Origin of the sequence: Janthinobacterium kochi, from assembly GCF_051380715.1 — a bacterium.
GTDB lineage: Bacteria > Pseudomonadota > Gammaproteobacteria > Burkholderiales > Burkholderiaceae_D > Janthinobacterium.
Window position 1 is genome coordinate 426,691 of sequence record NZ_JBNYXO010000004.1, and the last position, 13,192, is coordinate 439,882.

Sequence of the window (13,192 nt, forward strand, 5' to 3'; positions counted from 1 at the left end):
TGGCCGTGCCTCAATGCGCCAGGGCCACGCCGCGCAGCCATCGCCATGTCGCCAGCGCCCACTTGACGCACTCGAACCAGGCGACGCCGAGCACGGCGACCAGTGCGCACTGCATCAGCAGCGCCATGTCCGGGAGCGCGAAGGCAAACAACTCGCGGATGGCCGCCACGCCCAGCACCAGCAACAACAGCAGCGAGGCCGCCAGGCTGATCCAGGCGAATGCCCGGTTCGACTTCAGTCCCCTCCTCCATGAAGGCTGGGTCCATTGGCGGTTGACATAGATCAGTCCCAGGTTCGACAGCACAAGGCTGAGGAAGGTCGTCGTGCGCGCCACCTCGTCGGAATGGCCGGCCCACCGCACCAGCACGTGGAAGCCGACCAGCATGGCCAACAGCCCTGCCCCCTGCAGCAGGCCGCGCAGCAGTATTTCACGGTCGAACAAATGCATGTCCGGCCTCCTGGGTTTGCTCGCCATGGCATCGGCTTCGATCGGTTCGGCCTCGAACACGATCGAGCAGGCCGGGTCGATCACCATTTGCAAAAACAGTATGTGCACGGGCATCAAGAGCATGGGCCAGCCCAGCAGCACGGGCAGGATGGACAGGCCAACGATGGGCACATGCACCGCGACGATGAAGACGATGGCCTTGCGCAGATTGGCAAACAGGCGGCGGCCATGCTGCACCGCCAGCAGCAGGGAAGAAAAATCATCCTTGAGCAATACCAGCGCTGCCGCCTCGCGCGCGACGTCGGTGCCACGGGCGCCCATGGCCACGCCAATGTTGGCCGCCTTCAATGCGGGCGCGTCGTTGACGCCGTCGCCGGTCATGGCGACGATATCGCCACGGCTGCGGAAAGCTTGCACCAGGCGCAACTTTTGTTCCGGCGCAATGCGGCAAAAGACGTCGGTATCGGCCAGGCGCGCCTGCAGTGCCGTGTCGTCCAGCGCGGCCAGATCCATGCCGGACATCACACCGCTGGCCATGCCGGCGATACCGGCCTGCCGCGCGATCGCCAGTGCCGTGGCGGGATGGTCGCCCGTGATCATCACCACGCGGATGCCCGCCGCGTGACATTGCGTCACCGCATCAGGCACTTCCGGGCGCACCGGGTCATGCAATCCAAGCAAGCCAAGGAATTCAAACTCAAAGACATGCTGGTTGTCAGGCAGGGGCGGCGCGGCAAACGTGGCGCTGGCGACGCCGATCACGCGCAAACCGTCGTTCGCCATGGCCTGCACCTGGGCCGCGATGGCGGCGGCACGCGCCGGCGCCAGATGGCACAGATCGATGATGGCCTCGGGCGCACCCTTCGCCGCCACCAGGAACTCGGAACGGTCCGGCGATTGCCACACCCGCGACATGGCCAGCATCTGCCGCGACAGCGGATAATCGTCGATCAGCTGCCAGTCGGCATGCAGGTGCTCCGTATTGGCTAGCAAGCGGGCGCCGGTCTGGCCGATGGCCGACTCCATCGGGTCGAACGCGCGCCTGTGGCTGGCCAGGACGGCATATTCGAGCAAGCCGTGCAGCTCCTCCGGCAAGGCCCCGGCAGGATTGCCCTGACAATCATGGGCAGAGCCCTCCGACCACAGACGGGCCACGTCCATGCGGTTGGCCGTCAGCGTACCCGTTTTGTCAACGCACAGCACCGTCGTCGCACCCAGCAATTCGATCGCCGGTATGCTGCGCGCCAGAATGCTTTCGCGCCCCAGGCGCCAGGCGCCCAAGCCCAGGAAAAGCGTCAGTATCACCGGCAGTTCTTCAGGCAGGATCGCCATGGCCAGCGTCAGTCCGGCCAGCAGGCCTTGCAGGGCGTCGCCGCGCAGCCACCAATACGCCAATGCCAGGCCGGCGGCGAGACACAAGCCGCCGATGGCGACATGCCTGACGACGCGCCGCGTTTCCCGTTGAATCGGCGTCAGCTCGCTCCCCATGGTGGCAAGCGAGGCGCCGATGCGGCCAAGCGCGCTGTGAGGGCCGGTGGCGACCACCAGGCCGCTTGCCGTGCCTTGCGTGATCAGGGTGCCGGAATACACCAGGCTCTCCGGACTGGCGCCAGTCCCGCCGCAGCCATGCTTGACCACCGGCACGGATTCGCCCGTGAGCATGGACTCATCGGCCGTCAAATTCGATGCGCTGAGCAGTTCCATATCGGCGGGCACGCGGTCGCCCTCGGCAAGCAGCACCAGGTCGCCGAGCACCAGCTCCCTGCCAGCAATGCGTTCCTGTTTCCCGTCGCGTATCACCAGGGCGCGCGGACAGGAGAGGTCGCTTAGCGCATTCAGCGAGCGTTCCGTGCGCCGGCGCTGAAAAAAGGTGATGCCCATGACGATGCAAACAAAGCCCAGCAGCATCAGCGCTTCATTGCGGTCGCCCAGCAGCAGATAAATGACGCCGCAGGCGACCAGCAGCAGGAACATCGGTTCGGAAACGACATCGAGCAGCAGGCGCCCGGCACTCAAGGGACGCGAGGCGGGCAAGGCATTTGGCCCGTTTTCGAGCAAGCGCTGCGCGGCCTGCGCGGCTGTCAGCCCTTCACTACCCTGCGGCTCCGACATGGCATTCATCCTTTTCCTGAGAGGCAGCGTGTAGTGGCTAGGCGTGATTGCGGCATTAGGGTTTGGGCGCGGGCGACCATACAGGTCGCACTTCAGTCAGCGAATCGACGATGACCATATACTGCCCCGGCCATTCAATAGTATGGCGATCCGGTTTGAGCACCCACAAATGGCGGCCGTCCTTCACGGCTTGTTCATAGACTACATCGAGCAAACCGTGTGAATCGAGAAAAACATTCAATGTCGCTGGAATGCGGATGCAGCCCTCGGAAGCAACATTTCCCAAGCGAGCCTCCAGCACATCCGGATCGGTAGCGTGCATTTGCAAGCGCATCTGACTGATGGCGCCGGTGCCCCAGCCGCGCTGTGCCTGTTGCCAACCGAAATCGAACACGCGCATGCCGCGCCGCCCATATCCACGAATGTGATTGTCGTTGAGCGTGCCTTCGGAGCGAAAGTCGGGATTTTCCAACGTATGCGCAAACACCCCCAACGGCGTCAAAAAATGATTATAGCTTCCCACCTTGCCGGTCGATACGGCCGTGGCGCCGATGAACGACCATGCATCTTGCTCTGTATGCAAGATCACAAAGGCGGCCTGTACCTGGGGGCTGCGATCCACCAGCAGCAAAGTCTGTGCTGGCATATCGGTGACATTGGCCTCGCTCAGCGCCTGTTTCAACAGCGCCACATAGCGCGCCTGGTCGGCCGTTGGCACCTCCAGCCGATGATCGACTTCGCGCGCGAATCGCGCGCGCCACGCGTCTGCGCTCGGATCGGGCGGCGCCGCGACCACCGCCAGCGGCCAGAGCGCTACGTTCAGAAACAACATCATCAGCACTTCCCGCACTGCTCGCGCCCATGCGCAAGACGCTCGGGCAGATGGAAAGAAAACAGGCTTATCAATTTTCATAAAAATCATTTGTTTTCCCAATGAAACAATCTATCCAGCCCTTGCTGATCCCCCGCCGCCACAAACCACCCCAGCTGCCAGCGCTGCGTGCGCAGAGCCTGGGTAGATTCCGGCACGCACCACGGCGGATACACGCGCAGCGCGCGCTTGCCGCCGCTGCCCGCGCGCGACATCACGCCGCGTTCCAGCATCACGCTGCGCGGAAAAATGAAAAAGCCGTGCTGCGCGCCGTCACCCACGGCAATGATGACGACATCGACGGGGTCCGCTTCATCCAGCGGGGCGATCTCGGCATCGGGATGGGGGCGCTTCCAGACGGTGACGAACTGGCCGGTTTTGGTCGGCGTGGTTTTCGCCACGCGCAAGACCAGCCGCTTGCCGTCCAGCTCGGCACGGCAGGCGCCGTACTCCACGCTTTCCGCTTCCGGCACGGGTGCTTGCGGCAAGCCCAGGAAAGCCCATGGACTGGCCTTCATTGCGCGCTGAACTCGGCTGCGGCCTTGGCCGCCCACAGCGCCTCAGCGTGGTTGGCGAACGGGCTGTCATAGCCGTCGACCTTGCCATCCTCGTCGACAAAGTACAGCCACCAGCCGTCGCCCTGCTCGCGGATGGCTGTCTGGCCCGGTGCGCAATGGGTGTCGATGGCGTCGCTGGCGGCCAGGGTGACGATGCTGATGCCGCGGTGAATAATATGCTCGGGAGTCATGGGAAATAGGTCATGCGAAAAAATCAATGGCTGCAGTGTAACCTTGCCGGCGACTCCTGGCCAGTACGCTACACTGTTCTTTGAAACGGAGGACAACATGGCATCACAGCAAGGCACGGTGGATTTTTTGCTCGACCAACTGGCGGGCGCAGGCAGCGTCAGCGCGAAAAAAATGTTTGGCGAGTACGGCTTGTATTGCGACGGCAAGATGTTCGCCATCGTCGCCGACGACCAGCTGTTCCTCAAGCCGACGGACGCGGGTCGCGCCTGGATCAGTACGATGGGCACGCCGCAGGAAGCGCCGCCCTACCCGCAAGCCAAGCCATACTTTTTGATCGATGGCGGGCTGTGGGACGAGCGCGACTGGCTGAGCCAGCTGGCGCGGCGCACGGCGGACGCCTTGCCGCTGCCGAAACCCAAGCCGCCGCCCAAGCCTAAAAAACCGGCGTCAGCTACTTAGTACGCTGTTTTCGCACGTCTTGCCCTGCAGGAAGCATTGCAGGTTGTGATAGGTGATGGCGGCGATCTCGCGCAGCGCTTCGATGGTGAAGAAGCCCTGGTGCCCCGTCACCAGCACGTTCGGGAACGTCATCAATCGCTGGAAGATGTCGTCGTCGATGATGTCGGAGGAGCGGTCCTGGAAGAACAGATCGCTTTCCTGTTCGTACACATCGATGGCAAGCGAACCCAGTTGGCGCGATTTCAGCGCCTCGATGACGGCGCCCGTGTCGATCAGGCCGCCACGCGAGGTGTTCACCAGCATGGCGCCCTTCTTCATCAACGGCAAGGTTGCTTCGCTGATCATGTGGCGCGTGCTCTCCATCAAGGGGCAATGCAGGGAAACGATGTCGGATTCGGCCAGCAGTTGCGGCAGTTCCACCATCGTGCCCAGCTGCGCGAACGCGGGCGCCGGATACGGGTCGTGGCCCAGCACCGTGCAGCCGAAACCCTTGAAAATGCGCGCCGTGGCCAGGCCGATCTTGCCCGTGCCGACGATACCCACTGTCTTGCCGTGCAAGGTGGCGCCCAGCAAGCCATCGAGCGAGAAATTGCCTTCGCGCACGCGGGCATACGCGCGGTGCGTGTGGCGGTTCAGCGTCTGCACCAGGGCCAGGGTGTACTCGGCCACGGCTTCCGGCGAATACGCGGGCACGCGGGCAACAAACAGGCCCAGGCGCTTGGCCGCTTCCAGGTCGAGGTTGTTGTAGCCGGCGCAGCGCAGCAGGATGGCGCGCACGCCATAGCCATGCAGCGATTCCAGCACTGGCGCGTCAAGCACGTCGTTGACGAAGACGCAGACGGCATCGGCGCCTTGCGCCAGCACCACGGTTTCCTGGCTCAGCAAGGCGCTGTGGTAGACCAGTTCGATGCCGTCCGGGTCGGGCTGGGACGGCAAGGCTTCATCGAAGAAGCGGCGGTCGTAGGGCTGGCTGGCAAAGAAGGCGATTTTCATGGAGAGTCCTGGAACTTGCTGAATGGCAAAACAGCATCATAGCGTACGCGCCCTGCCCCACGGCGTACGCCTGGCAGCAGCGGTGCCCTATTTTGGCTCGCGGGGCAAGGTCAGCACGTGGCGCAGGTAGGCCGTTTCCTCGGCGTGCTGCGCGTGGTAGCGCTCGCGCGCGGCGCGCGTGGCCGCGTGATGGGCCGCGATGCCGCTTTCGGTCAGCTCGGCGCCGAAGTCCGCCGGCGGCTGCAACTCGCCGCCAAACAGGCGCGCCAGGATGAAGCGGCCCACATTGTCGCGATAGTGCGACGCTTCCCAGTAATAGCGCATCTCGCGCGCGCCCGTCACTTGCGGGATAGCCTCGCTGGTGATGCTGTTGAAGCCGGAAAAATCGTAGACGCGCACGTCGCAGCCCAGGCGCCGGTAGCGCCCGGCCATCTGCGCCAGGTCGCGCTGCCATGCTTCCATGGCGTCCCACTTGCCGCGCCAGTACAGGGCGTCGAGCGTGAGCGCGTGCGTGGGGTTGATGTACAGGCGCAAGCGCGTGCCGCCACGGCAGAGCTTCCCGACGCTCGCATCGAAGGCCTGCAGCGCCGGTTCGGTGGGGCCGGCGCCATCGCCGAATTCCTGCAAGCGCGGCGTGAAAGCGCGCGCCGTGCCGGCCCAGCCATGGTTGCGGCTGGTGATGCAGGACGCGTCGCGCTGGCCGTGCAGCGCCAGGCTGGACAGGCACACGCCATCATAGCTGCCGCTGAGGATGCGCCAGGTGTCGCGCGTCATGTCCACCGTCAGGCCGCGCTTGATGTTGAGCAAGGCGCGCCGCGCAAAAAAGGCCGGGCCGCCGTCCGTCAAGCCCGGCTCCACGCCGGCCGAACCCAGTTCCAGGGAAAACGAGGGCGCGTCGATGCCCCACACGAGGGTGTCGACACGGCTGACCCTGGCCGCGTGCTCGGCCAGGCGGATGGCGTCGCCGATCGAGGCGCCCGAAACGGCGCTGTTGAAGACGCTCATGCCCTCGAACAAAGCACGCATGCTGCTCGCCGGCAAGCCCATTTCCGTGCGCGAATTGCCGATGTAGACGACGGCGGGCCGGTAGCGCGCCACGGCATACGTCTTGCCCCACACGCTGAGCTTTTCGCTTGTCGGCCGCAATCGCTGCAGCAGCGGGCTGTCCCACTGGTGCAGCAAATATGGATCGACGCGGTAATTCACGGCGGAAACGACGACCAGCGCGCCCAGCGCGCAGGCAAGGAAGATGGCGAGGTAGCGGCGGGCGTTGGTATCCATGGTCAAAATTGAAAATAAAGAAATTCGGTGACCCGGTTCATGCCAAAGATGCAGGCGATGAACAGCGCGGCAAAGCCCACGCTCCAGCGGCGCGTGGGCCGCCAGCTGAAGGACCAGCGCCCTGCGGGCTGAAATATTCTTTCAATGGCAGGCTCGTAGAGAAAGAAAATTTCTTGCGTATTCGGTGCCTTGAAAGCCAGCAGCATGGCGCCCAGCAGCACGGGCAAGCCGGGACCGGCCAGTTCGATCCAGCGGATGCCGTCAAACGCGGGTTGCCAGCCCCACTGCGCCAGGCTGGGCGCGTGGCTGGCCAGGCCGCGCGGCAGGCTTACGCCGTTCGCCCCCACCAGCGCGCCGGCGATATCCCAGGCCGTGGCCACGTCGGGCGCGCGAAAGAAGATCCAGGCCAGCATGACGGCAAGAAAAGTCATTAGGCCAGGCCACCAGCGCGCCCGCGCCGCGCCAAAGACCCGCTGCCACGCCTGCTGCAGCACCAGGTAGAGACCGTGCAAGCCGCCCCAGATGACAAACGTCCAGCCGGCGCCATGCCACAGGCCGCCCAGCAGCATGGTCAGCATCAGGTTGCGGTAGCGCATGGCCTCGCCGTGGCGGCTGCCGCCCAGGGGAATATATAAATAGTCGCGCAGGAAGCGCGACAAGGTCATGTGCCAGCGGCGCCAGAACTCGGCGATATTGGCCGCCTTGTACGGCGAGTTGAAGTTCAGCGGCAATTTCACGCCGAACAGGCGCGACAGGCCGATGGCCATGTCCGAATAGCCGGAAAAGTCGAAATACAGCTGGAAGGTGTAGGCCAGCACACCGATCCACGCTTCGATCAGGGTGGGTGTCGCCCCGGCCGCGAAGACGGGCATGGCCAGCGGCGACAGGTTGTCGGCGATCAGCACCTTTTTTGCCAGGCCAATGGTAAAAATCGACAGGCCGATGGCGAAATTGGCGGCGCGCGGATGGGCGTTGGCCGGGTCGGCGAACTGCGGCATCATGTCGCGATGGTGCAGCACGGGGCCGGCGATCAGGTGCGGAAAATAGCTGACGAACAGCACGTAATGAATGAAGCGGTATTCGCGCACCTCGCCCCGGTAGCAATCGACGAGGAAGGCGATCTGCGTGAAGGTAAAGAAAGAAATGCCGATCGGCAGGATGATGTCGAGGCCGGACAACGGCAGGCTGTCAGTGCCAGCAACCTCGGCGATGGCATTCACGCTGTCGATGAAGAAATTCGCATATTTGTAGTACGCGAGCAGCCCCAGGTTCAAGGCCAGCGCCGCCAGCAGCACGCGCTTGCGGGCCGCGCCCGCGCTGGCACCGATCAGGCGCCCGGCGCCGTAATTGACGCAGATCGAGGCCAGCAGCAGCGGCAAATAGCGCACATCCCACCAGGCATAGAAGAACAGCGAGGCGAGCGCCAGCCACACGGCCGGCGCCAGGCGCCAACTGGCGCAGGACGCCCAGCGGTCCAGTAGAAAATAGCCGGCCAGCACGATGGGCAGATAGCCGAACAGGAAGGCGAAGGAATTAAACAGCATGCTGCCTCCTGGCAGGCAAGGACTGTACCTGGTAGTAACAATCGGCAATCTGCGCGGCCACCCGTTCCCACGTAAAACGTTCCACCAGGGCTTGCACGCGGGAGCGCTCGGGTGGCAGCGCCAGCAAGTCGAGGATGGCCTGGCGTTGCGCGGGGCCATCGTCCCAGCGCACCTTGCGCAGCGCAAATGCGGAGTCGGGCAAGTCCAGCGCGCTTTGCGCCGTCATGACGACGGGCGTGCCGGCCGCCAGCGCTTCCAGCACGCTCAAGGGAAACACTTCGCCCTGGCTGGGCAAGGCCGCCACGGCCGCCGCATGGCAGGCGCTGGCCAGCAGCGGGTCGGCATGGTCGAGCGCGCCCAGCCAGCTGACGTGCGGCAAGTCCAGCAACTGTTGCAGATACGTTTGCTGTTCGCGCGGCGCGGCGCCGATCAGCACCAGAGGCAAACCGGCGCCCACCAGCGCCTGGGCCAGTCCCAGCTGGTTTTTATACGCTGAAATGCTGCCCGTCATCAGCACGAACGGCCCGGCGATACCCGTCTCACGCAGGAACAGATCGCCATTGGCCGTGAAGAAATGCGGGTTGATACCGTTGGGCAAGACGCGGATGGCGTCGGCTTCCATGCCGAAACCTTGCACGATGGCGTCGCGCTCGGCCTCGCCCAGGGCGATCACCACGTCGGCCAGCTGCAAGGCGCGCCGCGTCTGCGCATAACTGGTTTGCACCATCCATTCCGTCAAGCGTCCCGCCAGCCGGTCGGCCAGCCGCGCGCGCCAGGCGCTGGCGCGGCCCCAGCCAGGGGACAGCAGCGGCGACAGCACCACGGGCACGCCTTGCTCGCTGGCCATTTCCATGATGCGGTAGGTGCCATTGCTGGCCGAAAACACGTGCAGCACGTCAAAATCGGCCAGCCGCTCATGGTTGGCATCGACCAGCTGCACCTCCAGGGGGCGCGCCGCCTGCTGGGGCAAGCGGTTCAGCGCGGCAATGGTTTCGCGCACCTGGATCTGCAAGCCGCCGTCGCGCTGGAACAGCATCGGGTAGGACAAGATACCGACACGCATGGTCATCCTTTCGTGCATTTGACTGCCAGCCAACGGCCAGCCAGCTTGCGTTGCAATAACAGCAATTCGCCGGCGAGCTCATGCCTCACCAGGAACAGACCGGCCAGCCAGCACAGCAAGGTGGCCAGCGCCGTGGCCGTCAGCGCCAGCAGCGCCGGGGTTTCCGTTGGCAGCCACAGCAGTGAAGCCATGGGCGCGATGCCGCTGACGCCGCACAGCAACAGACTCTTGCGCAAGGCCCGCGCCAGGATGCGCCAGTCCAGCGCGCTCAAGCGCCGCAGGCAGCCGTAGTTCAGCCAGCTGCGCAGCACGCTGCTGAGCACCACGGCCCAGGCCACGACCACCAGGCCGAACGGCGCCGCCGCCAGCAGCAGCGCCACTTTGATGACGCCAGCGCAGGCATCGAGCCGCACCTGCGCATGCAGCTGGCCCGTCGCCACGAACAGGTAGCGGGCCATGCTGAACATGCTATACACGGCCGAGGACAGGCACATGATGCGGATCAAGGGCACACAGCCGATCCATTGCGCGCCATACAACACCTTGACCAAGGGCAAAGCCATGCAGGCGAGGAAGAGAAAGAAAGGCCAGGCCAGCGCCGTCATGTAGCTGATCGTGCGCAGATACACGAGCTGCGCCCCGCCCTTTTCCCCTTGTCCTCCATCTTCGCGCGCGCGCGTCGCGAACAGGGGAAACACCACGGGCGAGATGGCGCTGGTGATGGCCTGGTTGAAAATATTGAGCACGCTTTGCGCCTTGCCGAACAGGGCCAGGCTTTCAATGCCGATCAGCTTGCCAACGATCAAGTCCGGCGCCGCCACGCCCGCCTCGTCGACCAGACCGCCACCGGTCGCATACGCGCCAAAGCGGGCGATATCGCCCATGCCGCGCCGGCCCGGCAGCCATGGCAGCTCCTTTGGCCGCAGCAGCAGGCTGACTGCCAGCGAGGCGCAGGAACCGGCCAGCGCCGCCCATACCATGCTCATGTAACTGTAGCCCTGCAGCGCCAGCAGCACGGCCACCAGCAGGTTGACCACGCTATTGGCCGCGTTGATGGCGTAAATTGCGCGAAAGCGCAGTTGCCGGCGCAGCATGGGAAGTGTCAATGCACTGAACGGTATCAGCAGGAAATTGACCGATAGCAAACGCAGCACGAGGGTCAGCCGCGGTTCGCCATAGAAATGGGCGAGCGGCGCGCTGGCCAGCAGCACCAGGCCCGCCAACAGCCAGGCGACAAGCAGGCTGGTGGCCAGTGCAGCGCGCAGTTTCACCGTATCGAGCTGCTTTTCCTGGATCAGGTATTGCCCCACGCCGAAATCGCGCACCACTTGCGCCAGTGCCACCAGCACGGCGCCCAGCGAATACACGCCCACCTCGGCCGGTGTCAGCAGACGCGACAGCACCATGGTGGCGATGATGCCCAGCAGCAGCACCGTGTATTTTTCGGCGAAGGAAAAGAAAAACGAATGGCGGGTGGCGCTCATGCGGGCCGCCCGCGCCTATACCAGGCCCGCATAGAACTGGCGCAGCTGGCGTTCCAGGCGCGGCATCGAATAGCGCTGCACGGTTTCTTCGCGCGCCAGCCGTCCCATGCGCGTGCGCCGGGGAAGATCCGCCAGCAACTGCGCCACGGCCGCGCAGGCAGCGTGCTCGTCCTCCAGCGGCAGCAGCAAGCCGCCCCCGCTGTCGTGCAGGATGTCATGGGTGCCTGGCACATCCGTGCCCACGGCCGGCACGCCGCACGCCATGGCTTCGATGGTGGCGATGCCGAAACCTTCATTTTTACTCAGCAACACATGCAGGTCGAAGGCCGGCATCAGCAATTCGACGCGCTGCTGGAAGCCGGCAAACATCACGCGATCCTGCAAGCCAATCTGTTGCGCCTGCAGCCGCAGCGTGGTTTCCAGCGGTCCCGTGCCCACGAGCACTAAATATAAGTTGGGGAACTGCGGCGCCAGTCGGGCGAACAGGGCCAGCAGCGCTTGCGGGCGCTTTTGCGCGGAGAGCCGCGCCACGCAACCGAGCACCAGCGCGTCCGGCGGCAGCCCGAATTGCCGCCGCGCCTGCACTTTCCGTTCGGGCGAGACGATAAACGTGTCCGTATCGACGCCATTGGGAATGACGGCCAGCCGCGTGGCGGGCGGCAGCATGTCGCGGTACAGGTCGAGGAAATGCCGCATGGACGAGGCCGACACGGCATACACGCCTTTGACGGCGCGAAACGCTTCCTGCAGCCGGGGCCGCTGCCAGTCGCTGAACGGCTCCAGAGGAAAGGCATTGTGCACGCTGATCACGGCCGGCAAGCGGCATTGCCGGGCCAGCCACAGGATGGACGCGCCATAACTGGTCCAGCAAAAGGCTACGTGGACCAGGTCGGGCCGCAGCCGCCGCAGCCGCCACGCGCCCGTCAGCCTGGCGCGCAGCCAATTCCAGCGGCGCCAAGCCCAGTGTTCGAGAAACAATGGCGGTTCATACACGCGCACTTGCAACTGCCTTGCGCGCAAGTCTTGCGCCCAGGCAGTAAAACCGGGAAAGCGCCGCAGCGCCAGCACACTGTCATAGCCGCTCGCGCCCAGCATCTTCGCCTCTTGCGCCATGCGCAGCTCCATGCCGCCCAACTCGCCCGAGTAACTGCTGATGACGATGCGCGGCAAGCGTTTGCGCCGTCCCCGCCACGCTTCATGGAAAAAGCCGCGCAGCCAGGCCCGTTCCCACTGGCGCAGGAACAGCTCGGCGTGATCGCGCCGCAGCCAGGCGCGCACGGCGCCGAGCGACTCGCGCACGTATCTGCCCAGCATCCAGCGCGGCACGCCCAGCAGCTCCACGCTGGGCGCGAGTGTCGCCAGCCGGCATTGGCCGCGGCCGAACAGCATGGCGCGGCGCAGTATCCAGGCGCGCTGCACTTGCTGTGGGCGGATGATGTGCGCCACCTTCGCTTTCGGACAGAACCAGGAAGGATTGCCGGCCGCATGCATCTCCAGGTTGAGGCGGGTTTCGCTGCCCATGGCGTAATTGGCTCCCTGCGGGCCGATGCTTTCGTCATAGCGGGCGCCCGCCTCGAAGATGCGGCGGCGAATCGCCATGTTGGCGCCCCACACGAGGCCCGGATACACGGGCGCGTCGCGCAAATCGGGGCTGGTGATGCCCCACGTCAAGCCAACGGGGGTCAGGCGCAGCAGCCAGTGCGCCGGTTGCTCACGCCAGGCGGGCACGATGGCGCCGCCGAACAGGGCATAGCCGGGGTGATCACGCGCGCTGTGTTGCAGGCGGCACAGCCAGTCGGGCGCGGGCATGGCGTCGTCGTCGCCAAACACGAACAGCTCGCTGCCATCGCCGCCCTGGCGCAAGGCGTGCTCGACGGCCCCGTTCAGGGCGGAACTGCGGCCGCGCCGCGCCACGTACACCGAGTTCAAGGGCAGACGGCCGCGAAAGGCGGCGATCACCTGGGCCGTGGCGTCCGTGCTGCCATTGTCGGCAATGACCAGGCGCCAGCCGCCCACGGGCGGGCGCAGCGCCAGGTAGGCGCGCAATACCTGGGGCAAGGTGCCGGCGCCATTGTAGGTCGCCATGAGAACGGTCAACAAGGACATGCCTCCTTGGTCTTACCATGACAAAACTGATTCACAGTTTCAACCCGCTGAACAGTATTGATCCAGTGTACTGAGCCTGCCC

The 13,192-nt window shown here is 64.9% G+C and carries 11 protein-coding genes; 1 reads left to right on the forward strand and 10 read right to left on the reverse strand.

What is annotated here, in order from left to right; all coding sequences use genetic code 11:
• Positions 1 to 10 precede the first annotated feature (10 nt).
• The 4 genes from ACQ4WL_RS12340 to ACQ4WL_RS12355 are packed head-to-tail and all read right to left on the reverse strand — an operon-like array spanning position 11 to position 4,179.
• Entirely contained in the window at positions 11 to 2,560 is a 2,550-nt protein-coding gene (locus ACQ4WL_RS12340; RefSeq protein ID WP_436510082.1) for a cation-translocating P-type ATPase, read from the reverse strand.
• Positions 2,561 to 2,615: 55 nt separating this feature from the next.
• Positions 2,616 to 3,482: a L,D-transpeptidase gene (locus ACQ4WL_RS12345; RefSeq protein ID WP_436510009.1), complete on the reverse strand. Its 867-nt coding sequence runs from the start codon at positions 3,480 to 3,482 to the stop codon at positions 2,616 to 2,618.
• On the reverse strand, positions 3,479 to 3,949 hold the full coding sequence (locus ACQ4WL_RS12350; protein ID WP_436510010.1) for a MepB family protein: 471 nt from the start codon (positions 3,947 to 3,949) through the stop codon (positions 3,479 to 3,481). Before ACQ4WL_RS12350 ends, ACQ4WL_RS12345 begins: the two co-directional genes overlap by 4 nt.
• The gene (locus ACQ4WL_RS12355) at positions 3,946 to 4,179 is read right to left on the reverse strand and encodes a hypothetical protein (RefSeq protein ID WP_436510011.1); all 234 of its coding nucleotides are present in this window, start codon (positions 4,177 to 4,179) and stop codon (positions 3,946 to 3,948) included. The genes ACQ4WL_RS12350 and ACQ4WL_RS12355 overlap by 4 nt, the downstream gene beginning before the upstream one ends.
• A 97-nt stretch (positions 4,180 to 4,276) precedes the next feature.
• On the opposite strand from ACQ4WL_RS12355, the gene ACQ4WL_RS12360 reads away from it, so the two are divergent.
• On the forward strand, positions 4,277 to 4,639 hold the full coding sequence (locus tag ACQ4WL_RS12360; protein ID WP_436510012.1) for a TfoX/Sxy family protein: 363 nt from the start codon (positions 4,277 to 4,279) through the stop codon (positions 4,637 to 4,639).
• Here ACQ4WL_RS12360 and ACQ4WL_RS12365 read toward each other — a convergent pair.
• From ACQ4WL_RS12365 to ACQ4WL_RS12390, 6 genes are all read right to left on the reverse strand, one after another.
• The gene (locus ACQ4WL_RS12365; protein ID WP_436510013.1) at positions 4,628 to 5,632 is read right to left on the reverse strand and encodes a 2-hydroxyacid dehydrogenase; all 1,005 of its coding nucleotides are present in this window, start codon (positions 5,630 to 5,632) and stop codon (positions 4,628 to 4,630) included. The two genes, ACQ4WL_RS12360 and ACQ4WL_RS12365, sit on opposite strands and share 12 nt — an antisense overlap.
• Positions 5,633 to 5,719: 87 nt before the next feature.
• Entirely contained in the window at positions 5,720 to 6,913 is a 1,194-nt protein-coding gene (locus tag ACQ4WL_RS12370; RefSeq protein WP_436510014.1) for a hypothetical protein, read from the reverse strand.
• A 2-nt stretch (positions 6,914 to 6,915) separates the two neighbouring features.
• Positions 6,916 to 8,457, reverse strand: a complete 1,542-nt coding sequence (locus ACQ4WL_RS12375; protein ID WP_436510015.1) for an MBOAT family O-acyltransferase — start codon at positions 8,455 to 8,457, stop codon at positions 6,916 to 6,918.
• Positions 8,447 to 9,520, reverse strand: a complete 1,074-nt coding sequence (locus ACQ4WL_RS12380; RefSeq protein ID WP_436510016.1) for a glycosyltransferase family 4 protein — start codon at positions 9,518 to 9,520, stop codon at positions 8,447 to 8,449. Before ACQ4WL_RS12380 ends, ACQ4WL_RS12375 begins: the two co-directional genes overlap by 11 nt.
• Before the next feature lie 2 nt (positions 9,521 to 9,522).
• The gene (locus ACQ4WL_RS12385; protein ID WP_436510017.1) at positions 9,523 to 11,004 is read right to left on the reverse strand and encodes a lipopolysaccharide biosynthesis protein; all 1,482 of its coding nucleotides are present in this window, start codon (positions 11,002 to 11,004) and stop codon (positions 9,523 to 9,525) included.
• Between the two features lie 15 nt (positions 11,005 to 11,019).
• Entirely contained in the window at positions 11,020 to 13,104 is a 2,085-nt protein-coding gene (locus ACQ4WL_RS12390) for a glycosyltransferase (RefSeq protein WP_436510018.1), read from the reverse strand.
• Positions 13,105 to 13,192: the final 88 nt, after the last annotated feature.

What these genes read in the sequence shown, in the direction of transcription:
- ACQ4WL_RS12365 (WP_436510013.1), bottom strand. Translation starts at nt 5,632, where the DNA reads ATGAAAATCGCCTTCTTTGCCAGCCAGCCCTACGACCGCCGCTTCTTC.
- ACQ4WL_RS12360 (WP_436510012.1), top strand. Translation starts at nt 4,277, where the DNA reads ATGGCATCACAGCAAGGCACGGTGGATTTTTTGCTCGACCAACTGGCG.
- ACQ4WL_RS12345 (WP_436510009.1), bottom strand. Translation starts at nt 3,482, where the DNA reads ATGATTTTTATGAAAATTGATAAGCCTGTTTTCTTTCCATCTGCCCGA.
- ACQ4WL_RS12370 (WP_436510014.1), bottom strand. Translation starts at nt 6,913, where the DNA reads ATGGATACCAACGCCCGCCGCTACCTCGCCATCTTCCTTGCCTGCGCG.
- ACQ4WL_RS12375 (WP_436510015.1), bottom strand. Translation starts at nt 8,457, where the DNA reads ATGCTGTTTAATTCCTTCGCCTTCCTGTTCGGCTATCTGCCCATCGTG.
- ACQ4WL_RS12350 (WP_436510010.1), bottom strand. Translation starts at nt 3,949, where the DNA reads ATGAAGGCCAGTCCATGGGCTTTCCTGGGCTTGCCGCAAGCACCCGTG.
- ACQ4WL_RS12385 (WP_436510017.1), bottom strand. Translation starts at nt 11,004, where the DNA reads ATGAGCGCCACCCGCCATTCGTTTTTCTTTTCCTTCGCCGAAAAATAC.
- ACQ4WL_RS12340 (WP_436510082.1), bottom strand. Translation starts at nt 2,560, where the DNA reads ATGTCGGAGCCGCAGGGTAGTGAAGGGCTGACAGCCGCGCAGGCCGCG.
- ACQ4WL_RS12355 (WP_436510011.1), bottom strand. Translation starts at nt 4,179, where the DNA reads ATGACTCCCGAGCATATTATTCACCGCGGCATCAGCATCGTCACCCTG.
- ACQ4WL_RS12380 (WP_436510016.1), bottom strand. Translation starts at nt 9,520, where the DNA reads ATGCGTGTCGGTATCTTGTCCTACCCGATGCTGTTCCAGCGCGACGGC.